This window comes from Bradyrhizobium sp. 31Argb (genome assembly GCF_043638955.1).
Lineage (GTDB): Bacteria > Pseudomonadota > Alphaproteobacteria > Rhizobiales > Xanthobacteraceae > Bradyrhizobium.
Genome location: NZ_JBEGDB010000004.1, coordinates 50,526 through 69,965, shown reverse-complemented (window position 1 = coordinate 69,965; position 19,440 = coordinate 50,526). Strand labels below are relative to the sequence as shown.

The 19,440-nt window shown below is 62.4% G+C and carries 21 protein-coding genes; 13 read left to right on the top strand and 8 right to left on the bottom strand.

Features of this window, described 5'->3' with window-relative positions; genetic code table 11:
* Nucleotides 1-3: 3 nt before the first annotated feature.
* The 3 genes from AAFX91_RS01570 to AAFX91_RS01560 all read left to right on the top strand — a co-directional run bounded on the left by AAFX91_RS01570 (nt 4) and on the right by AAFX91_RS01560 (nt 1,485).
* Complete coding sequence (locus tag AAFX91_RS01570; RefSeq protein WP_394565352.1) at nt 4-216, top strand: hypothetical protein; 213 nt, start codon at nt 4-6, stop codon at nt 214-216.
* On the top strand, nt 210-449 hold the full coding sequence (locus tag AAFX91_RS01565) for a hypothetical protein (RefSeq protein ID WP_394565351.1): 240 nt from the start codon (nt 210-212) through the stop codon (nt 447-449). The genes AAFX91_RS01570 and AAFX91_RS01565 overlap by 7 nt, the downstream gene beginning before the upstream one ends.
* Before the next feature lie 181 nt (nt 450-630).
* Nucleotides 631-1,485: a 3-hydroxybutyryl-CoA dehydrogenase gene (locus tag AAFX91_RS01560; RefSeq protein WP_394565350.1), complete on the top strand. Its 855-nt coding sequence runs from the start codon at nt 631-633 to the stop codon at nt 1,483-1,485.
* A 113-nt stretch (nt 1,486-1,598) separates the two neighbouring features.
* On the opposite strand, the gene AAFX91_RS01555 is transcribed toward AAFX91_RS01560, so the two are convergent.
* On the bottom strand, nt 1,599-2,813 hold the full coding sequence (locus tag AAFX91_RS01555) for an ABC transporter substrate-binding protein (protein WP_394565349.1): 1,215 nt from the start codon (nt 2,811-2,813) through the stop codon (nt 1,599-1,601).
* Between the two features lie 143 nt (nt 2,814-2,956).
* On the opposite strand from AAFX91_RS01555, the gene AAFX91_RS01550 reads away from it, so the two are divergent.
* The 3 genes from AAFX91_RS01550 (at nt 2,957) to AAFX91_RS01540 (ending at nt 6,710) form a co-directional block, all read left to right on the top strand.
* Nucleotides 2,957-3,724 carry a FadR/GntR family transcriptional regulator gene (locus AAFX91_RS01550; RefSeq protein ID WP_130583098.1) on the top strand — a complete coding sequence of 256 codons (768 nt, stop codon included), beginning with the start codon at nt 2,957-2,959 and terminating at the stop codon, nt 3,722-3,724.
* A 57-nt stretch (nt 3,725-3,781) separates the two neighbouring features.
* Nucleotides 3,782-5,392, top strand: coding sequence for an acyl-CoA synthetase (locus AAFX91_RS01545; protein ID WP_394565348.1), 1,611 nt, complete (start codon nt 3,782-3,784; stop codon nt 5,390-5,392).
* 148 nt (nt 5,393-5,540) lie between these two features.
* On the top strand, nt 5,541-6,710 hold the full coding sequence (locus tag AAFX91_RS01540) for an acyltransferase (protein WP_130583100.1): 1,170 nt from the start codon (nt 5,541-5,543) through the stop codon (nt 6,708-6,710).
* A gap of 630 nt (nt 6,711-7,340) precedes the next feature.
* Here AAFX91_RS01540 and AAFX91_RS01535 read toward each other — a convergent pair.
* From AAFX91_RS01535 to AAFX91_RS01525, 3 genes are all read right to left on the bottom strand, one after another.
* Nucleotides 7,341-7,829, bottom strand: a complete 489-nt coding sequence (locus AAFX91_RS01535; RefSeq protein ID WP_130583102.1) for a hypothetical protein — start codon at nt 7,827-7,829, stop codon at nt 7,341-7,343.
* 300 nt (nt 7,830-8,129) lie between these two features.
* Nucleotides 8,130-9,275: a GGDEF domain-containing protein gene (locus AAFX91_RS01530; RefSeq protein WP_394565347.1), complete on the bottom strand. Its 1,146-nt coding sequence runs from the start codon at nt 9,273-9,275 to the stop codon at nt 8,130-8,132.
* A 259-nt stretch (nt 9,276-9,534) separates the two neighbouring features.
* A complete protein-coding gene (locus AAFX91_RS01525) occupies nt 9,535-9,750 on the bottom strand; it encodes a dodecin family protein (RefSeq protein WP_130583104.1) in 216 nt (71 codons plus the stop codon).
* 177 nt (nt 9,751-9,927) lie between these two features.
* Between AAFX91_RS01525 and AAFX91_RS01520 the strand changes: the two genes are divergently transcribed.
* The 3 genes from AAFX91_RS01520 (at nt 9,928) to AAFX91_RS01510 (ending at nt 12,220) form a co-directional block, all read left to right on the top strand.
* Nucleotides 9,928-10,503 (top strand): heme-binding protein, encoded by a 576-nt coding sequence (locus tag AAFX91_RS01520; protein ID WP_245476727.1) that lies wholly within the window; start codon nt 9,928-9,930, stop codon nt 10,501-10,503.
* Nucleotides 10,504-10,719: 216 nt separating this feature from the next.
* Nucleotides 10,720-11,715 (top strand): hypothetical protein, encoded by a 996-nt coding sequence (locus AAFX91_RS01515; RefSeq protein ID WP_130583105.1) that lies wholly within the window; start codon nt 10,720-10,722, stop codon nt 11,713-11,715.
* Between the two features lie 136 nt (nt 11,716-11,851).
* Nucleotides 11,852-12,220 (top strand): winged helix-turn-helix domain-containing protein, encoded by a 369-nt coding sequence (locus AAFX91_RS01510; RefSeq protein WP_130576770.1) that lies wholly within the window; start codon nt 11,852-11,854, stop codon nt 12,218-12,220.
* An 8-nt stretch (nt 12,221-12,228) separates the two neighbouring features.
* Here the strand turns inward: AAFX91_RS01510 and AAFX91_RS01505 are convergent, their stop codons facing one another.
* Nucleotides 12,229-12,606, bottom strand: a complete 378-nt coding sequence (locus AAFX91_RS01505; RefSeq protein ID WP_130576769.1) for a hypothetical protein — start codon at nt 12,604-12,606, stop codon at nt 12,229-12,231.
* 188 nt (nt 12,607-12,794) lie between these two features.
* Here AAFX91_RS01505 and AAFX91_RS01500 point away from each other — a divergent pair, with 188 nt between their 5' ends.
* Complete coding sequence (locus tag AAFX91_RS01500) at nt 12,795-13,358, top strand: DUF2478 domain-containing protein (protein ID WP_130576768.1); 564 nt, start codon at nt 12,795-12,797, stop codon at nt 13,356-13,358.
* Nucleotides 13,359-13,382: 24 nt separating this feature from the next.
* Here AAFX91_RS01500 and AAFX91_RS01495 read toward each other — a convergent pair whose 3' ends face one another.
* A complete protein-coding gene (locus AAFX91_RS01495; protein ID WP_394565346.1) occupies nt 13,383-14,231 on the bottom strand; it encodes a VOC family protein in 849 nt (282 codons plus the stop codon).
* A gap of 190 nt (nt 14,232-14,421) precedes the next feature.
* Here AAFX91_RS01495 and AAFX91_RS01490 point away from each other — a divergent pair, with 190 nt between their 5' ends.
* Nucleotides 14,422-15,057, top strand: a complete 636-nt coding sequence (locus AAFX91_RS01490) for a 2-hydroxychromene-2-carboxylate isomerase (protein ID WP_245475616.1) — start codon at nt 14,422-14,424, stop codon at nt 15,055-15,057.
* 49 nt (nt 15,058-15,106) lie between these two features.
* A complete protein-coding gene (locus tag AAFX91_RS01485) occupies nt 15,107-16,306 on the top strand; it encodes a CaiB/BaiF CoA transferase family protein (RefSeq protein ID WP_394565345.1) in 1,200 nt (399 codons plus the stop codon).
* 189 nt (nt 16,307-16,495) lie between these two features.
* Here AAFX91_RS01485 and AAFX91_RS01480 read toward each other — a convergent pair whose 3' ends face one another.
* Both AAFX91_RS01480 and AAFX91_RS01475 read right to left on the bottom strand, forming a co-directional pair.
* A complete protein-coding gene (locus AAFX91_RS01480; RefSeq protein ID WP_130576764.1) occupies nt 16,496-17,164 on the bottom strand; it encodes a glutathione S-transferase family protein in 669 nt (222 codons plus the stop codon).
* 1 nt (nt 17,165) lies between these two features.
* Entirely contained in the window at nt 17,166-17,906 is a 741-nt protein-coding gene (locus AAFX91_RS01475; protein ID WP_282526368.1) for an SDR family NAD(P)-dependent oxidoreductase, read from the bottom strand.
* Nucleotides 17,907-18,252: 346 nt separating this feature from the next.
* Here AAFX91_RS01475 and AAFX91_RS01470 point away from each other — a divergent pair, with 346 nt between their 5' ends.
* Nucleotides 18,253-19,434, top strand: a complete 1,182-nt coding sequence (locus AAFX91_RS01470; RefSeq protein ID WP_130576762.1) for an acyl-CoA dehydrogenase family protein — start codon at nt 18,253-18,255, stop codon at nt 19,432-19,434.
* Nucleotides 19,435-19,440 lie beyond the last annotated feature (6 nt).

Here is a 19,440-nt window from a genome sequence, read left to right as displayed (position 1 = left end):
GCCATGGCATCGGCAACAGGTACGGAATCGATTGCGGGCAGGCTGATCGGCAAGCTTACGGGCTTCGTCGAACGGTTCCGCGACGTCGGCGAAATTCGCAGCCTCGGCCCCGCCGAGGCCTGTTCCGTCGCGCACGATCTCCGCATCTCGCCGGCCCAGCTCGAGACGCTGGTTGCCGGGGGCGCCATGGTGCCGACGAATTGCCGAAGATGCTGAAGGCGCTCGGGATCGACGAAGTTGCCATCAAGCGCCAAGAGCCGGGCGTGCTGCACGACATGAGGCGGGTGTGCGCGCTCTGCATCGAGAAGTCCCGCTGCAACAGCGAGCTCGAGGCCGGAACCGCGGCCCTGCATCATCGCGAATATTGCGCCAATACCTATACGATCGACTCCCTCGAGCCGAAGCCCGACCAGACCGAGCTCCAACTCCGCGGGCCCTGCTGCTGCTGAGCGGGGAACGTTCGTCGTCCCAACTGAGCCGGCGCAGGTAGCGCCGGCTGGCTAAACTGCACCGTATCCTTGAACGCGAGGCCCTGCTAACCATAGGCAGCGGCGGCGGCCGGCTGGTCGCCGCGACCGTCTATTGTGCGCCGGCGCAACGCCAGCGCGTTTTGCGAGAAGGATACGAGCAATGATCGAAACCGTTGGCATCATCGGGGCGGGCACTATGGGCAACGGCATCGCCCAGGTCAGTGCCGCCGCCGGGCTTCAGGTGGTGATGGTCGATATCTCGGATGCCGCCGTGCAGCGCGGGCTGGCGACCGTCGGCAGCAGCCTGGACCGCTTGGTCAAGAAGGAGAAGATGACCGGGGCCGACAAGAACGCTGCGCTGGGGCGCATCAATGCGACCACCGACAAGGCCAAGCTTGCAGCCTGCGACCTCGTGATCGAGGCGGCGACCGAGAACGAGGAATTGAAGCTCAAGATCCTGAAGGATCTCAGCGCGACTCTGAACCCGCGGGCGGTGATCGCCACCAATACGTCTTCGATTTCCATCACCAAGCTTGCCACCGCGACCGACCGGCCCGACCGTTTCATCGGCATGCACTTCTTCAACCCGGTGCCGGTGATGGCGCTGCTCGAATTGATCCGCGGCCTGCAGACCTCGGACGATACGCTGGCCAAGGCGGAAGCGTTCGCAAAACGCGTCGGCAAGGTCGCGATCACTGCCAAGAACAGCCCCGGCTTCGCGGTCAACCGCATCCTGTGCCCGATGATCAACGAGGCGATCTTCGCGCTGCAGGAGGGCATTGCCACCGCCGAGGAGATCGACGCCGGTATGAAGCTCGGCTGCAACCACCCAATCGGCCCGCTGGCGCTCGCTGACCTGATCGGGCTCGACACCATGCTGTCGGTGATGGACGTGTTCTACAAGGGTTTCAACGATCCGAAATATCGCGCAGCGCCACTGCTCAAGGAGATGGTCGACGCCGGCTATCTCGGCCGCAAGAGCGGCAGGGGCTTTTACGACTACGGCAAGGCATGAGCCAGGCTTTGTAGGGTGGGCAAAGCGTAGCGTGCCCACCTTCAGGCACTCCGCTCGAGATGGTGGGCACGCTTCGCTTTGCCCACCCTACAATGTGCGGGAAGGGCGCTCGTTCACTTCACCAGCGGGCAGCCGCCGTCCTTCAGCGGGCGGAAGGCCTGGTCGCCGGGGACCTCGGCCAGCACCTTGTAATAGTCCCAGGGCGCCTTGGATTCCTCGGGCTTCTTGACCTCGAACAGGAACATGCTGTGCACCATGCGGCCGTCGGCGCGCAGCACGCCGTTGTCGGTGAAGGCGTCGCGCACCGGCATTTCGCGCATCTTCGCCATCACGGGTTTTGTTTCTTTGGTGCCGGCGGCCTGTACCGCCTTGAGATAGTGTAGTGTGGCGCTGTAAGTGGCGGCCTGGTTCATCGTCGGCATCCGCTTCATGCGCTCGAAGAAGCGCTTGCCGAAGGCGCGGGTCCTGTCGTTGAGGTCCCAGTAGTAGGCCTCGGTGACGATCAGCCCCTGCGCGAGCTTCAGCCCGAGGCTGTGCACGTCCGAGATGAACATCACGATCGCCGCCAGGTTCTGGCCGCCGGCGACGATGCCGAATTCGCCGGCCTGCTTGATCGTGTTGATGGTGTCGCCGCCACCATTGGCCAGCCCGATGATCTTGGCCTTGGACGCCTGTGCCTGCAGCAGGAAGGAGGAGAAATCCGGCGTGTTGAGCGGATGCCTGACGCTGCCGAGCACCTTGCCGCCGGCGGCCTTCACGACATCGCCGGTGTCGTGCTCGATCGAATGGCCGAACAGATAGTCCGCGGTGATGAAGAACCAGCTATCGCCGCCGTTCTTCACGATGGCGCTGCCTACCGTGTGGGCGTTGGAATAAGTGTCGTAGGTCCAGTGCGCCACATAGGGACCGCAGGATTTGCCGGTGATGTCGGAGCTCGCGGCGTCCGTGACGATCATGATCTTTTCGTGTTGCTTGGACAATTCCATCACCGCGAGCGCGGTGGCGGAGGTCGGCAAATCGATGATCATGTCGACGCCTTCGTTCTCCCACCATTTGCGGGCCATGGTCGCCGCGATATCAGGCTTGTTCAGCACGTCGGCGGAAACGATCTCGATCGGCTTGCCGAACATGGTGCCGCCGAATTCCTCGATCGCCATCTTGGTCGCTTCGACATTTCCCGCGCCGCCGATGTCGGAATAAACCGACGAGAAATCGGTGAGCACGCCGATCTTGAGCGGCGTCGCGGCTGGCTGCTGCGCGGATGCTGATACGATCAATAGCGCCGACAACAGGCAAGCCGTCGACACCATCCTTGCGATGGGCTTCATGGGGTCTCCTCCGTGTTTTTATCAGTTTGTCGGACAAAGTAGATTTGGGTTCCGTCGAAGTCAATCGCTGTCGACACGCGGGCCGAATTGACGCACCGCCGCCGCCGGGATACTTTGTCGGACAACCGACATTGAGGTCGCCTTTGCCCGCTTCCCCGCTGTTTCGACGGATCGACGTCGCGCCCGCTTACCAGAAGGTGGCGGATGCGATCGAGCGCGAGATCGTCAGCGGCCGCATCAAGCCGGGAGACCCGATCGGGACCGAGCTCGAACTGGTGCGGCAATTCGGCGTCAACCGCTCGACGGTGCGCGAGGGCATCCGGGTGCTGGAGGAAGGCGGGCTGCTGCGGCGCGATTCCAGCCGCCGCCTGCAGGCCTGCCTGCCGCGCTACAACAAGCTCGCGACGCGCCTGAGCCGCGCATTGGTGCTCCACGAAGTCACGTTCCGCGAATTGTTCGAGGTGTCGCTGACGCTCGAGATCGCGAGCACGGAATGCGCGGTCGAACGGGCCACGGAAGAGGACATTGCCGAGCTCGCCGACAATCTGGCGCGAAGCGAGCAGGTGATCGCCGATCCCGCAGCGCTCGCCGAGTGCGATGCGGATTTCCACGTGCTGCTGGCAAAAGCCTCGCACAATCGCGTGCTGCAGCTCGCGCGCGAGCCGGCCGCGCAATTGTTCTTTCCGACCACCGAGATGATCGTGAGCCATGTCGCGCAGGGCGCCTCACGCCTGGTCGAGGCGCATCGCCATCTGCTCGAAGCGATCCGGCGGCGCGACAAGGCGGCGGGCGTGCAGTGGACGCGGCGTCATTTGCAGGACTGGCGCCGCGGCTTCGAGCGGATCGCTTCGCTCGACCGGTCGGTCGAACACATGTACATGGAGCATGCACAGGCGGTTCGGCGCAAATAGAACCGAAAACGCATCGTCCGAAACAGAAACAAACAGCGGACGTTCAGGGAGGGAAAAATGACCGCGGACATCACCACGACCATCCAGAAGGCGCGCGAGCAAAGCATTGGCGATCTCTTGCGCCGCTCGGCCCGGCGCTATCCCGACAAGACGGCGTTGATCTGCGGCGATGTGAGCTGGACCTATGCGGAGATGGACGCGATCTGCAACCGCCTCGGCCGCGGCCTCGGCGGTCTCGGGGTGACGAAGGGCGACCGCGTCGCGGTGCTGTCGCGCAACTCGCACGCCTTTGCGGCGCTGCGCTTTGCGCTCGCCAGGATTGGCGCGATCATGGTGCCGATCAATTTCATGCTGAACCCGGACGAGATCAATTTCATCCTGTCCAATTCGGGCGCGAAGTTGCTCGCCGTCGGCCCCGATCTCGTCGGGGCCGGTCGCGCCGCGACCGCCAAGGGCACGAAGGTCGAGAAATTGATCTGGCTTCCGGGCGAGGACGCCGGTGCGCCGAAGGACATCACGACCTTTGCGGACCTGCTTGCCGCCGACGCTTCGCCGTTAGAGGCTTCCGTCGACAGCCGCGACGTCGCGCAGATCATCTATACCAGCGGCACGGAGTCGCTGCCTAAGGGCGCCGTCCTCACCCATGAAGCGGTGATGTGGCAATATGTGAGCTGCATCATCGATGGCGGCATGGCGGCCGAGGACACCATCCTGCACGCGCTGCCGCTCTACCACTGCGCGCAGCTCGACGTCTTCCTCGGGCCCGGCATCTATCTCGGCGCCACCAACGTGCTCACCGGAAAGCCGGTGCCTGATCACATCCTCGCGCTGATCGCGGCCCACAGGATCAACGCCTTCTTTGCGCCGCCGACGATCTGGATCGCGATGCTGCGCTCGCCGGCCTTCGACAAGACCGATCTTTCGAGCCTGCAAAAGGGCTATTACGGCGCATCCATCATGCCGGTGGAGGTGCTGCTCGAATTGCAGCGGCGCCTGCCGGGTGTGAAGTTCTGGAATTTCTACGGCCAGACCGAGATCGCGCCACTCGCGACCGTGCTGAAGCCCGAGGATCAATTGCGCAAGGCAGGATCGGCCGGCAAGCCCGCACTCAATGTCGAGACGCGCGTGGTGAATGCCGACATGGAGGACGTCAAGGTGGGCGAGGTCGGCGAGATCGTGCACCGCTCGCCGCATCTGCTGTCCGGCTATTACAACGATCCCGCCAAGACTGAAGCGGCCTTTGCCGGCGGCTGGTTCCATAGCGGAGATCTCGCGACCGTCGATGCCGAGGGGCACGTCACCGTGGTCGACCGCGTCAAGGACATGATCAAGACCGGCGGCGAGAATGTCGCAAGCCGCGAGGTCGAGGAGATGGTCTATCGCCTGCCGGCGGTCTCCGAAGTCGCGGTGGTTGGCTTGCCGGACCCGCGCTGGATCGAGGCGGTGACCGCGATCGTGGTGGTGAAGACTGGCGAAACGCTGGATGAGGAGACCGTCATCAAGCACTGTGCCGGCCAGATGGCGCACTTCAAGGTGCCGAAGCGCGTGCTCTTCGTCAACAGCCTGCCCAAGAATCCGAGCGGCAAATTGCTGAAGCGGGAATTGCGGACGCGTTTTCTTGGCAGCGAAACACTCGATCGTGCGATTCAGAAAAATTTCGCGGGCTGAGAATTCCGAACCCCGCAGCCGATCAAGCGGGCGTGAACGGATCGCGTCGCGGTAGCTGATCGGATTCCCGTAGCGACAGTGTATGGTTGTGTCGCTGCGATGGCTTACCGCGGCAGCGATGCAGCATCATTGCGACACGCAGGGGCCGATGCTCAAGAAATCCCATGCCACCGGGCTGGCCGGGACGACCGGGACACGCATCGTTCCGCTCGACCGCGCGCGCACCTTCATCACCTTCCTGGTGGTCCTGTATCACGGCGTGATCAACTACACCTATTTCGGCATCGGCGGCGATCGGATGCGATGGCTCGGCTTCGATCTGATCGCGCTGTTCAACGACAGCTTCTTCATGGCCTGCATGTTCTTCATCTCGGGCCTGTTCGTGCACGACAGCCTGGCGCGCAGGGGGCCGGCCAACTTCCTCGGTAGCCGCGCGTGGCGGCTGGGCATCCCGTACCTGGTGTCGATCTTCGTGCTCATGCCGATTGCCTACTACCGCTACCACGTGACGGAGCTTAGTTTCCCGCAGTTCTATTGGCACATGGTCACGGTCGGCCCGTGGTCGTCGGGGTCGGCCTGGTTCCTGTGGGTGCTGCTCGCGCTGGACGCGATCGCCGCGTTGATTGGGGCCGTGGCACCTCGCGCGATCCCAGCGCTTGGGCAACTCGTCGACGGCTTCCGTCAGCAGCCGATGGCGGCCTTCGCCTTATTCCTGATCTTCTCGATCATCATCTACCTGCCGCTCCACCTGGAGTTCGGCGATTCCGCCTGGTTCGTGCCCGGCCATTATCCGCTGCCGATCCAGACCAGCCGCATCCTGCTTTACACCGGCTACTTCTTCACCGGCGTCGCGGTCGGCGCCATCAGCCTGAGAGGCGGGATACTGGCGGAGGGCCGGGATGTGGCGAAGCGCTGGATGCTGTGGCTCGCTTGCGGGCTCGCGTTCTACGGCGTCATCCTGCTTCTGGTCTACGTCCATCATAGCGTGCTGCCGGACTTCCGTTCACCGCCGCTGTGGTGGCAGATCGCCTATGGCTTGGCGTTTGCCATGTTCAACGCGGCGATGACCTTCACGGTGCCCACGCTGTTCCTGCGCTTTGCGCGATCACGATTTCGGTTCCTCGATGCGATGCGGCCTTCGGCCTACGGCATTTATCTCGTGCATTTCGTTCCGCTGATCTGGCTGCAATATCTCGTCTATGATCCGCCGTTGCCCGTGTTCGTCAAATTCGCGATCGTCTTCCTCGGCACGCTGTTCATCAGTTGGGGCGCGACCATCCTGCTGCGAAGAATTCCGCTCGTCGCACGCATGATCTGACGCGGTCGTCAGAAAAGGCCGATCTGGGCCGGACAGCCTTATGTGGCCTTTATAAAAGGACAAGGCGATCCCCATGGAATTTACACGCCTTGCCATTCACCTCTGGGCAAGCGTTCGGTTCCGCCATGGCGATAAGGACAGAAGATGATTGTCCGCTTCGAGCGTCGGGGCCGGCAAATTCACCCGCGCGGCGTTCGCGCTGCTTGGAGGCCAAGATGACGGTCTATCATGCATACATCGTTGGGCTGCACGGCCGATCGATTGGAGTGGTTCGGATAGATTGTGTCGATGATGACACAGCCATCAAATCCGCCGAGCGTCTTGTCGACAGCCATGATGTGGAGCTCTGGCAGATGGATCGGCCCGTAGCCAGGTTCGACGCCCCGTCAAAGCAGTTGTTCAGAAAATAAGTGTAGCGCCCGGGCTCGCTAGCACAGCGACACAGCGCCGGTGCCATGAGGACCGGCTGAGGGTCAAATGCGTCCGTGCATGCGAGCATGAAGCGGCGCCCGGTCTGCCGCTGGCAGCCGACATGCCAGCGGCTTAAGCGCTATTCGGCTCGGGGTCGCAATCGGACTCTGGCAACGAAGAGGGCCGCTCAAAAGCGGCCCTCGCACACAAAGTGCAGTATCACTTCAATTTGTAGGTACCAGTCTGGTGATTGCAGTCTTGGAACGTCCCCTCCTTGACAACTGGGAAAGGTCCGAGCGGTTGCACCGTGGCGTTCGTGACCATACCCTCGTACTTCCCAGTGCCCGCAACAGACTCCCTGGTTACTTTTCCATCTGCAATTGAGAAGTACGAAAGTCGCTTATTGCCGTCCCCGTCAGTAGCCTCACAGACGGTGGTGCCGGTAATCTTCCCGCCAAGAGAGGCATTCATCCCTACGCACCGGAATGTTTCCTTATCGAAAATTCCGCCCGGAGGATTGCTTCGAATAGAACCTGTCTGCTCATAGCTTAGCGCAGTGTGGGTCTTGGAAAATGAGATGGTATTACTCGTGCCCGACCAGCATGCAGTGAAGTCGAAGTTGCCTTCCTTTGGTAGCTCGGCGGCAAAAGCAGACGGGGCAAATGCAAAGATGATAGAGGCTAAGGCGTACCTGCGTGCGCTTTCCATAGTACGTACCCTCCGTTTGCAATGAGAATGAGCACGAACGATCAAGACGCGAACGCGAATGGATCTTCGCGCCATCCAATGATGGCATTTTCAACCTTCTGTAGAAATGACAACTTGACGCACGTGCCACAATTCGGTCACGGCGGGCTCTAGCGAAACCTCGACTTTCCGGCCGGAGTTCGTTCTTGGGTGGAAATGCCCGGTTTAAGTCACAAGCCGACGTCGCCGACGTGTCCAGCCTTTGTCTGCCCTGCCGCCCGCGGTGGGCATCGCTCAAGTATGAGCCCGCGACGGCAGAGCCTAGGCAGCCAATCCGAAGTTGGAGAGCTTCACGCGATTGCGGCCGGAGGTCTTCGCCTCATAGAGAGCTTCATCCGCGCGGATCAACAGCGACTGGATCGTTTCGGATCCGGTGGCGTGGGCAATTCCGCCGCTTACGGTTGTCCGGATGGGGCCCAAAGGAGTAGGGACGGACATCGCCTCGATCTGCGCTCTTATGCGCTCGGCAACGGCTGCCGATGCCCTCGGACTCGAGTTCAACATCACGATGCAGAACTCTTCGCCGCCAATTCGCGCGGCCAGATCGTCTGAACGGACATTTGCGGCGATGATTTCGGCAAAGGCCTTCAACGTCCGGTCGCCGGAATCGTGTCCGAACCGATCGTTGATGGTCTTGAAGTGGTCCAGATCCATCGCCACGACGGCGGTGCCAACCGGGACATGGCCGGGCGGACCGTCAAACAGCGCTCGGCGATTTAAGAGTCCGGTCAAGGCGTCCGTCATGGCTTCCGACTTATGCCGGTTCGCGATCCGCGCCTGATTGAGGGTGAGGGACAATGTGCCGATGCCGGTCAATCCGGCGATCACAACGATGGAATTGATGTCTTCGGCCCAATTGGACGGACGAGCGGTCAGGACGAATTGGCCTTGCTCGGCCAGCGCGTAGCCACACGCGACGAATGATAGTGCGGCGATCAGATAGAGCGTCGCATTGGCGGCCATCAGAAGCGGGGATTCGGCGCGTGCCGTCCAGTATTGGAAAGCGGTCAGAAGGAGCAGCATGCCGATCACTACATTTGCAGCGATCGTCCCGGTGCCGGAATAGCCCATCGCGAATGCGGCCGATGTGGACAGAACGCCAAGGCCGACAACTGCGAATACGGTGAACCAATTGAACCGGCTTGAGCAAAATTTGGCTGAGCCCGCGTAGAGCAATCCGAAGCCGGACATCAGGAGCACGAAGGACACCAGCAGCAAATTGGCATCGTACCTTTGAATGATACTGCCAAAGAACGCCACTCCGGCGACGATAAGGGCAAGGCCGATCGACCAGCTCAGCAGGTGGGTCTCGGATTTCCCGACCACCCACATCATGCAGAGCGTGAGTCCGAGGGACGCGCCCGAGAAGCCGATTGCGACGAGAATCGAAAACTGGTCGAGAAGCATGACGCCGGGCCGAGATGGGATCGGGGCCTTAATACGTCATCGATCGTTACCCAAATGATGGGGGCGCAGGTTGTTTGCAGTGCACGGTAATCAAATGGTTATCGCTTTCGGTCGAAAACCATCGAATTGGCGCAGCGGATTTCGTAAGCGAAAAGAGAGGGATACTGGATATTCTGAAACCTCGAATTGAGATCAGTGTGGAAGCGGACTCCGATCAAGTTCAACCTCGCCCCGCGAGCGGGGCGAGGTTGCGAAAACGTCAGGAGCCCTCGAACTTGAACGATACGTTAAGCTTGGCGCGATAGGCCTCGACTTGCCCCTTGGCGTCCAGTTGCAGATCGAGTTTGACAACCTCTGCGACGCGAAGATCTCGGAGAGATTTTGCGGCTTGCCCGACCGCGTTGGCCGCGGCCTTTTCCCAGGATTCGCTGCTGGTACCGATCAGTTCGATGACCTTGTAGACGCTCTCAGGCATGTCGTCCTCCTGTCCGGAATGAAGCAGGAAGCAGGTGCTCCCTGCCGCCGTCGAAACTAGCATCACGATATCGGCCTTGAAAGGACGCGCCACGGCCGCAGGCTGCGGGATCGTTCGGCAACTTGAGCATCAGCCTCAAGTTGTGCTTTGATCTTGCGGCCACAACTGGGTTTTATCATGATCCATCTGGGTTTCCTGGCGTTACGGCTGTTTGCCTTTGTCCCTTTCCTCTTCCGTCACGGTTTCGCTACCTGGATGATCGCCTGCGCCGCGGTGATCCCCGCGGGAGCAGCATCGGCACAGCCGCTGCCGCCCGGCGTCCCCGAGAAGATGCCCGCCGACATTCCCTATGGGACGCCGATTTCGTTGGATCTCGCCCGACAAGCGGTGGACGCCGCGTTTGCAGAAGCGTCCAAGCGGGGGTGGAAGATCGCCATCGCCGTCGTATCGCCGTCGGGCGACCTGACTTATTTCGTGAAAATGGACGACACCATGTTGGCATCGCCAACCATCGCCCAGAACAAGGCGCGCACCGCCGCGCGCTTTCGGCGCGACACCAAGGGCATGTTCGATCTGACGGAGACCGGCCATTCCTATGTGATGACGCTCGATCCGACGCTGGTCGCATCGCCGGGCGGCATACCGATCATCAGCGAAGGCAAGGTCATCGGCGCGATCGGATGCAGCGGAGGAGCAGGCGCGCAGGATGCTGTCGTCTGCCAGGCGGGCATCGAGGCTCTCAATCGCAAATGACGCCTGAAGCGCGATAGGGCGAGATCGCCGAGGCGATCCGCAGAAGGTGGCGGCTTTCGCATCGTTGTATGTTGCGCTATATATCGGATGCGAACAGCCGGGCCGGAAGAGCTACGGAGTTCCGGTCCTGCAGGACGCGCAGTGAACGATCATCGATCGATGATCGTCCGTTCGAGGCATTGCCTCGTCCACCCCACGTCCATCAGGAACCAAAACATGAAACAGAATGACAGCGTTGCCCTGTGCTCGCTGCGACAGGGAGACTTGCTCAAGAGCCACAATGCATGGGCGCTCGGCGCGGCCGGGTTGATATTGCTCATGCTCGGCATGGCGCATGCCGAGACGCCGGTCGGCGTTCCCGACAAGAGCCATCCGGAGAGCGTTACGGCCACCAGCGACGGCACGCTCTATATCGGAAGCTTCAACCTGGGCGGCGTCATAAAGGCCGCGCCTGGCGGAAAAACGGAGCAGTTCATCTCGCCTGGCGCCAACGGCAGCCGTTCGGTGCTCGGCGTGCTCGCCGACGAAAAGAGCCGTACCTTGTACGTCTGTTCCAACGACCTGAGCGGTTCGGGCGTTGCCGGTCCGGGCGAGACCAAGGGCGCCTGGCTGAAAACCTTCGATCTCGCCACCGGCGCCCCGAAGGCGAGCTTTCAGCTCAAGGATCCGAAATCGCTTTGCAACGATATCGCGATCGGCGGTGACGGAACCGCTTACATCACCGATTCCTTGGCCCCGTATATCTACAGCCTGAAGCCAGGCGGCACGGCGCTCGACGTGTGGGCGACCGATCCGCTGCTGGCGCCGGCAAAGGACGGGGTCGGGCTCGACGGCATCGCGGTCGGATCGGACGGCCATCTCTACGTCACGACCTTCATTCCCGCCAAACTGTTCAGGATCGCGGTCAAGGATGGCAAGGCGGGGGAGATTACCGAGCTGAAGCCATCCCGTCCGCTGGATCATGCGGATGCGATGCGCGCGTTTGGCGGCGACTTCCTGCTGGTCGAAGGCGCCGGCCGGCTCGACAAGGTCACGGTGACGGGCGATGAGGCCAGGGTCGACGTGATCAAGGATGGTCTGGCCGAGCCTGTTTCGGTGACCCAGGTCGGCAACACCGGATGGATCGCCGAGGGCAAGCTGTCCTACCTGATCGGCCCCAACAAGGGGAAGGATCCCGGTCCATTCGCGATCGTGCCAGTTCCGCTAAAGTAAGACGTGAACGACTTGCCGTAGTGTAGGAGAGACGCGCCGGCCGACGCCGACTGCGGCGTTATCGGCCGGTGCTCATCTTGTCCGCGAAAGGCTTCAATGGCATTCTAGGGAATAAGACGCAACCAACGGATTCTGCATGTCAAAACCGGGCGCCAAATCGCTTCCACATTTGAGCGTTCGCATCGATCTCGATAGCGACGAGAGGATCGGGCCCGGCAAGATCCAGTTGCTCGAGCATATCCGCGATTGCGGGTCGATTTCGGCCGCCGGCCGCGCCATGGAGATGTCCTACAAGCGGGCGTGGGACCTGGTCGACGAGATCAACCGCATCTGTCGGCACCCGGCGGTCGAGCGGCAGACCGGCGGCAAGAATGGCGGCGGCGCGGTGCTGACGCCGTTCGGCCTCACTCTGGTCGCTCGCTACCGCAAGATCGAGCGCGATGCGGCAAGCGCGGCGCGCAAGGAACTGGTGGCGTTGCAGACTGATATCTCCCGCAAGGCGTGATGCCGTCGTCAGTTTGCGCGCAGCGTCACACTTGGCTGCGGTTCGGCTGCGATCGCCTCCCCCAACGGGCTCTGCTGCTCGCGGAGGACGGAGAAGCAGACGCTGAACCCATCCACTGTCCGCAGCGTCACCATGCGCACGCTCGGATCGCTCGATTGCTCGACCATCCAGGAATCCAGCGGATAGGCGTAGCGCAGGCTGCCGTCGCCGTAGCGGCGCTGCAGCGCCTTGTCGAGCAATCCGGGCAAGGTCATCACCAGGGTGCCGACCTGGTTGAGCGAAAGCCTCAGGGTCGCGGGGTTGCCGGCGGAATCGACGAAGCCAAGCGAAACGGCGCCGTCGGCGGCGACTTCGCACGTCGTCAGGGCCTGCGGGTCGATCTGCATCATAGGCTCCGAACAAATATACGTTATATTCGTAAGGATATATCGATGCGATCCCGGTCGTCCAGCCCGTCTTTTTTGACCCGCAGCGCCGCATCCCGGGTATGGCCGGAAACCGCCGGGACGTGATATAGTGACGGATATAACGGAGCCCGGGCCGGGGCCCGTCGCCAATGGAGATGAGGCCCGCCATGTTCGACTCCCAATGCGATCTTGCTGCGCTCGTGTACGAGCAGCATCAGGACCCCGACGAGATCCTGCGCGATTTCGCGGCCAGCCTGAACAGAGCCGGATATCGCGCCGTCGGGATTGTGCAGCTCGGCCATCACTGCCTCGATGCCGGCCTGTCCGCCATGCTGGTCCATAGCGGCGAAGAGCTGCAGCTATTCCAGAACCTCGGCAATTGCTCGGCCGGCTGCCGGCTCGACGTCGGCCAGTTGCTCGACGCTGGCGAGCGGATCGCGGCGGCGATCGATCGCGGCGCGGACGTGCTGATCCTCAACCGCTTCGGTCGGCAGGAATGTGAGGGCAAAGGCCTTTGCTACCTGGTCGAGCGTGCGCTCAGCGCGGATATCCCGGTCGTGATCGCCGTGCCCAGCCACCGCTTTGCCCATTGGATCAAGTTCGCCGACGGCATGAGCGTCCGCCTCCGCTGCGACCGCGATGCACTGGAGGCGTGGTGGAGCCGCGTCTCGGCCCAATATCCGAGGCCGATGGCTGCCGAACACCAGACGGTTTGCGAAGTGTTGAAATGATGTCAGCGCAGAAAGGAGCTTGGCCTACGGCGCTTGCGCAAGATGCTGCACGAAGAGGGTAGGGACGTTGCACGTTCCATCGCGGAGCGTGAAGACGCGCGTTCCCGGTTTCGCGCCCGCCTTGACATCGGACACGTTGCGGCCGGTACGCAGCAGCCGCTCGCGCGCGGCGTCGGCATCGTCGACCGACCAGGCGATGCCCCAGAGGCGGTCCGCCTTGCGCGCCTCGCCTTCGTCCGGACGGTGGACGATCTCGATCAGCATGTCGCCACAGGCAAATTGCATCAACCGGCTTTTGCTCTTCGCGTCGGTGCGGTCGAAGATCAGCTCTAACCCGAGGCGCGCGCCGTAGAGCGCCACCGCGCGCTCCGGCTCGTCGGTTGCAACCACCACCAGGTCCATCCTGCGAACCGTGGCCGGCCCTGTCGCCGCAGAGCGAGCTGCTTTGGATAGAAGCTTACTGAAGCGGATCGGTACGCCGTGCGACTGTTCGGCCGGCAAGCCGCTGCGTCTCCAGGAGAGTGTCGTGCCGGTCGCAAGATGACTGCAGGTGATGTCGGCGACCTCGTCCGGCTGAAGCGAGATACGTCGCAATCGCCGATAGCTCTTTTCGATATCGTCGACCTCGAACTCTAGACACCACAGGCCTTCGCCGCTCTCGGCAAGGGCGGCACGGACGCGCGCGCCAAGCGCGCCTTCGCTGTTGGGAGCCATGACCCGAAGCGTGGCGTTGTCCAGAATGAAGAACGCGCTTTCGACGCCATCGGTTCTGGAGCGAAACGCCGGTTCTCTCGCGAGCACCTCGCGATAGGCGGCAATGCCGGTGTCGAGATCGTGAACCAGGACGCTGGTATGGTCGAGGGTCGTGATCATGAGGGACGCTCCGGAAGAGGCCGGCTCCGCTGCAAAGTGCATCGAGCTTCGGCGCGCAGCAGCATATTGGATGACCCCAAGAATTGACAGTTCATTTTTGGAACTGTATGAGGAGGACCAGCCAGGGCATGGCTACAGGTCGCCTGTACGTGACGGGCGGAGAATAACGGATGCTCGGGAGGAGAGGCCGGTGGGAAATCCCCTGAAGGTTGAATTCCATTTCGATTTCGGCAGCCCGAACGCCTATCTGGCGGAACTTGTCATCCCCTCGATCGAACAGCGCACCGGCGTGAAGTTCGACTATGTGCCGGTCTTGCTCGGCGGAATTTTCAAGGCGACCGGCAACATGTCGCCGGCCGACTCGCTGCGCGGCATCAAGAACAAGCCGGAATACATGGCGCTGGAAACCGAGCGCTTCATCCGCCGCCACAACATCACGACCTATCGTCCGAACCCGTTCTTCCCGGTCATCACCCTGATGCTGATGCGCGGCGCGGTCGCTGCGCAATTCGAAGGCGTGTTCGAGCCCTACGTCCGTGCGGCCTTCCATCACATGTGGGAAGAGCCGAAGAAGATGGATGACGTCGAAGTGGTTCGCGCCGCGCTCAAATCTTCCGGCCTGGACGCCGACAGGTTGATCGCACGGGCGCAGCAGGACGACGTCAAGAAGCGGCTGATCGAGCTGACGGTCGACGCGGTCAACCGCGGCGCTTTCGGCTCACCGACGTTCTTCGTCGGCAAGGAGATGTTCTTCGGCAAGGATCAGCTTCGCGACGTCGAGGAATCCATCGTCGAGCAGACAAGGCAGTTGGCGAAGAGCGCGTGAGCGCCGGACCGCGGCGGCCGGAGATCGTCGAACAAATAAGGAGAACGTGATGCCGGGCCCACTCAATGGCGTACGCGTACTGGATCTCACCGGCGTGGTATCGGGACCGTTCGCCACCATGTTCCTCGCCGACCAGGGCGCCGATGTTCTCAAGATCGAGCCGATCGGCGGCGACATCACCCGCCGCAGCCGCGCCACCATCGACAAGTCCGGCGAATTCTCGGCGCTGTTCATTTCCTCCAACCGCGGCAAGCGCTCGCTCGCAATCGACGTCAAGAGCGAGGCCGGCCGCGAGGTGCTGGCCAAGCTCGTCGCGCAAGCCGACGTGCTGGTGCAGAATTTCCGGCCCGGCACCATGGAGCGCCTCGGCCTTGGCGCGGATGAGCTGCGCCAGCGTCATCCGCGCTTGATCTATGTCTCGATCAGCGGCGTCGGCGAGACCGGGCCCTATGTGAAGAAGCGGGTGTACGATCCGATCATCCAGGGATTGTCGGGATTCGCCGACATCCAGTCCCAGCCGGTCACCAACCGTCCGCAGATGATCCGCACCATCGTCTGCGACAAGACCACCGCTGTCATGACCGCGCAGGCAGTCGCTGCTGCGCTCTATGCGCGCGAGAAGACCGGGCAGGGCGATCACATCCGGGTCGCGATGCTGGATGCGATGATCTCCTATCTCTGGCCGGAAGGCATGATGCAGTACACAGTGGTCGGCACCGAGGAGACCTCTGCCGATCCCAACGACCGGCCGGATCTCGTGTTCAAGACCAGCGACGGCTACATCACCGCCGGCACGATCTCGGATTCGGAATGGCAGGGTTTTTGCCGCGCCACCGGCGATCCCGAGCTTGCCAAGGATCCGCGCTTTGCGACGCCCTCCGCGCGCTCGGTGAATGCGACGGCGCGGATCAACAAGATGGCCGAATATATCGCGCAGCACACCAAGGCCGAATGGCTGGAGCGGCTCGATGCGGCCGATGTTCCCTGCGCCCCGATCCTGCGCCGCGGCGAGATCATCCACAACGAGCAGGTGGTGGCGCGCGAGATCATCACCGAGTTCGAGCAGCCCAAGGTCGGACGCGTGCGGCAGCCAAAACCGGCGGCGCGCTTTGAAGTCAACGAGGCGTCGATCGGCGGACCGGCGCCGCGCGTCGGCGAGCACTCGCGCGAGGTGCTGCGCGAGCTCGGCTATGACGATGCCGCGATCGAGCGGATGGTCAGCGAGAAGGCCGTGCGGGTGGCGGTGTAAGCGCGCAATCAATAAGCAACGAGTGGGGCGCTCTCTTTCCCTCTCCCCGTTCTTCACGGGGAGAGGGCAGGGTGAGGGGCTGCCTCCGCGATCATATCTCTCACCGTATTCGCGGAGAGAGCCCCTCACCCCAACCCTCTCCCCGTAAAGGACGGGGAGAGGGAGAACTGCTGCCTCGCGCTTGGCTGCTCACGTCTTCGGCGGCGTGATTGGGGCGAGCGGTTTGTTTGCGGCCTGGCCGCACTGATAGGCTTCCCGCTGGTGCATGCGCTCGAGATAGGGATGGGCGTGGTCGCAGATGCCGACGCCGTAGGCGATCGCCCAGTCGAGGCAGGTGGTGAGCAAGATGTCGGCGCTGGTGAATCGATCGCCCATCAGGAATTGGCGGCCGTCGGCGAGCGCGACCTCGACGTGGCGCGATTGCTGACGGAAATATTCCGCGGCCTGGGCCACGACATCGGGCGCGACGCCGTAGATGTGTCCGAGCGCGTCGGCCTTGTGTCGGCGCATGACATAGAGGCTCGTCGAATCGAGCTCGGCAACGATGAAGAAGCACCATTCGAGCCAGGCGGCGTAGTCGCGCTGGCTCTCCGGAATCAACGAGCGCTCCGGTGTCGAATAGGTCCGCGACAGATAGGCGACGATCGCCGCGCTCTCGCCGATACAGAAATCGCCGTCCTGCAGCAGCGGAATCTTCTGCCGCGGATTGAGCACGGTATATTCCTGGGTCTTGGTCTCGCCCGTGCGGGGGCCGATCGGCCGCGTCTTGTAGGCGAGGCCAAGCTCGTGCATGGCCCAGTGCGGTCGTATCGTCCGGCTCGTGCCCACACCCCAGAGGGTCAGCTCCGGCGCGGCCATCTCACCATTTCTCCACCGCGGGACGCAGATCGAGCTCGTGCGTCCAGCCGTCCCGCGTCTGCTGATGCGCGAACCAATAGGCTTCCGCGATCGACGACGTCTTGGTCAGGCTGTCCTGTGGAATCGCGCTCGCCTCGATGCCGCGGGCTTTCATGCGCTCATGGATGGCCGGGCTGTCGACGCCGGCGTCAATGATGAGGTGCACGACATGGACGTTCTTCGGACCGAGCTCGCGCGCCATCGCTTGCGCGACCGCGCGCAGTGCGAACTTTGCCGATGAGAACGCAGCAAAACCAGTTCCGCCGCGGATGCTCGCGGTCGCGCCGGTGAAGAAGATGGTGCCGCGGCCGCGCGGCACCATGTGGCGCGCGGCCTCGCGGCCGACCAGGAACCCGGCGTAGCAGGCCAGCTCCCAGGCCTTGAAGAACAGCTTTTCGGTGGTCTCGAGCAGCGGCTTGTTGACGTTCGAACCGGCGTTGAAGAGGCAGACTTCGATCGGGCCGATCTCTTTCTCGACGCGGGCGAACAGATCCTGGACTTCCGCTTCCTGCCGGGCGTCAACGCTGAGCGCGTGGACCTCATGGCCGGCGGCCTTCAATTCGTCGACCAGGTCCTGCGATTTGGCGGCATCGCGGCGGCAGATGCAGACGGTGTAGCCGCCCTTTGCGAAACGCCGCGCCACGGCGGCCCCGATCGCGTCGCCCGCGCCGACCAATATCGCTACCCCGCGGCGTTCTGTCATCCTGGTTTCTCCCACATAGTTCTTATTTGGTACCGAATTAATAGAGAGCGGTGAGGACGATGTAAATGGAGTTATTTGAGCTGGTACAGCTATTCAGCCTTCAAATTCACATCATTCCGCCGTGAGCCGCTTACTCGCGAATAATTGCGATTGACGAGTTCAAAAAAAGAACGTTAGATGCGGCGAGTGATGAAGTCGCCTCGCGAGCGGCTCGATATCTGTCGGGAGGTCTGAGGTGGCGAATTTGGCAGGGACACTTGGCATCCGCGAAGCCGCAGGCTCGGCGCCGCGCGCTACGGCACGAAGATCCGTCCACCTCGGCGAAACCCGGTAGGAGCGTCGTCCGATGGAGCTGGTGCTTACTCGTGAAGAAGCAGCGTTTCGCGACGAGGTGCGCGCCTTCATCGCGGAAAACTATCCGGCGGAGATGCGCGTTCCTAATCCGGACACCGACCTCACCAAGGAGCAGATGCTGCTCTGGCATCGCATCCTCCACAAGAAGGGCTGGATCGCGCCGCTCTGGCCCAAGGAATATGGCGGCCCCGGCTGGTCGATCACCAAGCGCTTCATCTTCGAGCGGGAGACCACGCGCGCCGGCACACTGCCGCCGCTCGCGTTCAGCGTCACCATGGTGGGCCCGGTCATCTACACCTTCGGCAATGAGACGCAGAAGAAGAAGTTCCTGCCGCGCATCCTGTCCGGCGAGGATTGGTGGTGCCAGGGCTATTCGGAGCCGGGCTCAGGCTCCGATCTTGCTTCGGTCCGTACCAAGGCGGTGCGCGACGGCGACCACTATATCGTGAACGGCCACAAGACCTGGACCACGCTCGCACAGCATGCCGACTGGATCTTCTGCCTGGTGCGCACCGACCCGAGCGCGAAACCGCAATCCGGCATCTCGTTCCTCTTGATCGACATGAAGTCGCCGGGCGTCACCGTGCGCCCGATCATCACGATCGACGGCAGTCATGAGGTGAACGACGTTTTTCTCGAGAACGTCCGCGTGCCCGCCGCCAATCTGATCGGGGAGGAGAACAAGGGCTGGACCTACGCGAAATTCCTGCTTGGCAATGAGCGCACCAGCATGGCCGGTATCGGCCGCTCGACGCGCTATCTCGATCGGCTCAAGCAGATCGTGAAGGCGGAGATTCCCGAAGACGATCCGGCCCACCTCGAATTCGTCAGGGACATCGCCCGCATCGAGCTCGACGTGCTGGCGCTGGAGGCGACCGAGCTTCGTATCGTAGCCCAAATGGCGCGCGGCATCGATCCCGGTCCGGCGGCGTCGCTGTTCAAGATCAGGGGCACCGAGATCTTCCAGGACATCACCGAGCTGACACACCGCGCGATCGGCAATTACGGGCTCGCGATCCGCGAGCATCCCGTGAGCGCCAATCATTTCATGCCGGGCCCGGACTACGGGCACACCGCCTCGGAAAAATATCTCAACTCGCGCAAGCTCTCGATCTACGGCGGCTCGAACGAGATCCAGCGCAACATCATCGCTAAGGCCGTACTCGGACTCTAGCTTCGC

Coding starts and splice junctions, on each gene's coding strand:
- AAFX91_RS01570 (WP_394565352.1), top strand. CDS start 4: ATGGCATCGGCAACAGGTACGGAATCGATTGCGGGCAGGCTGATCGGC.
- AAFX91_RS01565 (WP_394565351.1), top strand. CDS start 210: ATGCTGAAGGCGCTCGGGATCGACGAAGTTGCCATCAAGCGCCAAGAG.
- AAFX91_RS01560 (WP_394565350.1), top strand. CDS start 631: ATGATCGAAACCGTTGGCATCATCGGGGCGGGCACTATGGGCAACGGC.
- AAFX91_RS01555 (WP_394565349.1), bottom strand. CDS start 2,813: ATGAAGCCCATCGCAAGGATGGTGTCGACGGCTTGCCTGTTGTCGGCG.
- AAFX91_RS01545 (WP_394565348.1), top strand. CDS start 3,782: ATGACCGCGGACATCACCACGACCATCCAGAAGGCGCGCGAGCAAAGC.
- AAFX91_RS01540 (WP_130583100.1), top strand. CDS start 5,541: ATGCTCAAGAAATCCCATGCCACCGGGCTGGCCGGGACGACCGGGACA.
- AAFX91_RS01535 (WP_130583102.1), bottom strand. CDS start 7,829: ATGGAAAGCGCACGCAGGTACGCCTTAGCCTCTATCATCTTTGCATTT.
- AAFX91_RS01530 (WP_394565347.1), bottom strand. CDS start 9,275: ATGCTTCTCGACCAGTTTTCGATTCTCGTCGCAATCGGCTTCTCGGGC.
- AAFX91_RS01525 (WP_130583104.1), bottom strand. CDS start 9,750: ATGCCTGAGAGCGTCTACAAGGTCATCGAACTGATCGGTACCAGCAGC.
- AAFX91_RS01520 (WP_245476727.1), top strand. CDS start 9,928: ATGATCCATCTGGGTTTCCTGGCGTTACGGCTGTTTGCCTTTGTCCCT.
- AAFX91_RS01515 (WP_130583105.1), top strand. CDS start 10,720: ATGAAACAGAATGACAGCGTTGCCCTGTGCTCGCTGCGACAGGGAGAC.
- AAFX91_RS01510 (WP_130576770.1), top strand. CDS start 11,852: ATGTCAAAACCGGGCGCCAAATCGCTTCCACATTTGAGCGTTCGCATC.
- AAFX91_RS01505 (WP_130576769.1), bottom strand. CDS start 12,606: ATGCAGATCGACCCGCAGGCCCTGACGACGTGCGAAGTCGCCGCCGAC.
- AAFX91_RS01500 (WP_130576768.1), top strand. CDS start 12,795: ATGTTCGACTCCCAATGCGATCTTGCTGCGCTCGTGTACGAGCAGCAT.
- AAFX91_RS01495 (WP_394565346.1), bottom strand. CDS start 14,231: ATGATCACGACCCTCGACCATACCAGCGTCCTGGTTCACGATCTCGAC.
- AAFX91_RS01485 (WP_394565345.1), top strand. CDS start 15,107: ATGCCGGGCCCACTCAATGGCGTACGCGTACTGGATCTCACCGGCGTG.
- AAFX91_RS01480 (WP_130576764.1), bottom strand. CDS start 17,164: ATGGCCGCGCCGGAGCTGACCCTCTGGGGTGTGGGCACGAGCCGGACG.
- AAFX91_RS01475 (WP_282526368.1), bottom strand. CDS start 17,906: ATGACAGAACGCCGCGGGGTAGCGATATTGGTCGGCGCGGGCGACGCG.
- AAFX91_RS01470 (WP_130576762.1), top strand. CDS start 18,253: ATGGAGCTGGTGCTTACTCGTGAAGAAGCAGCGTTTCGCGACGAGGTG.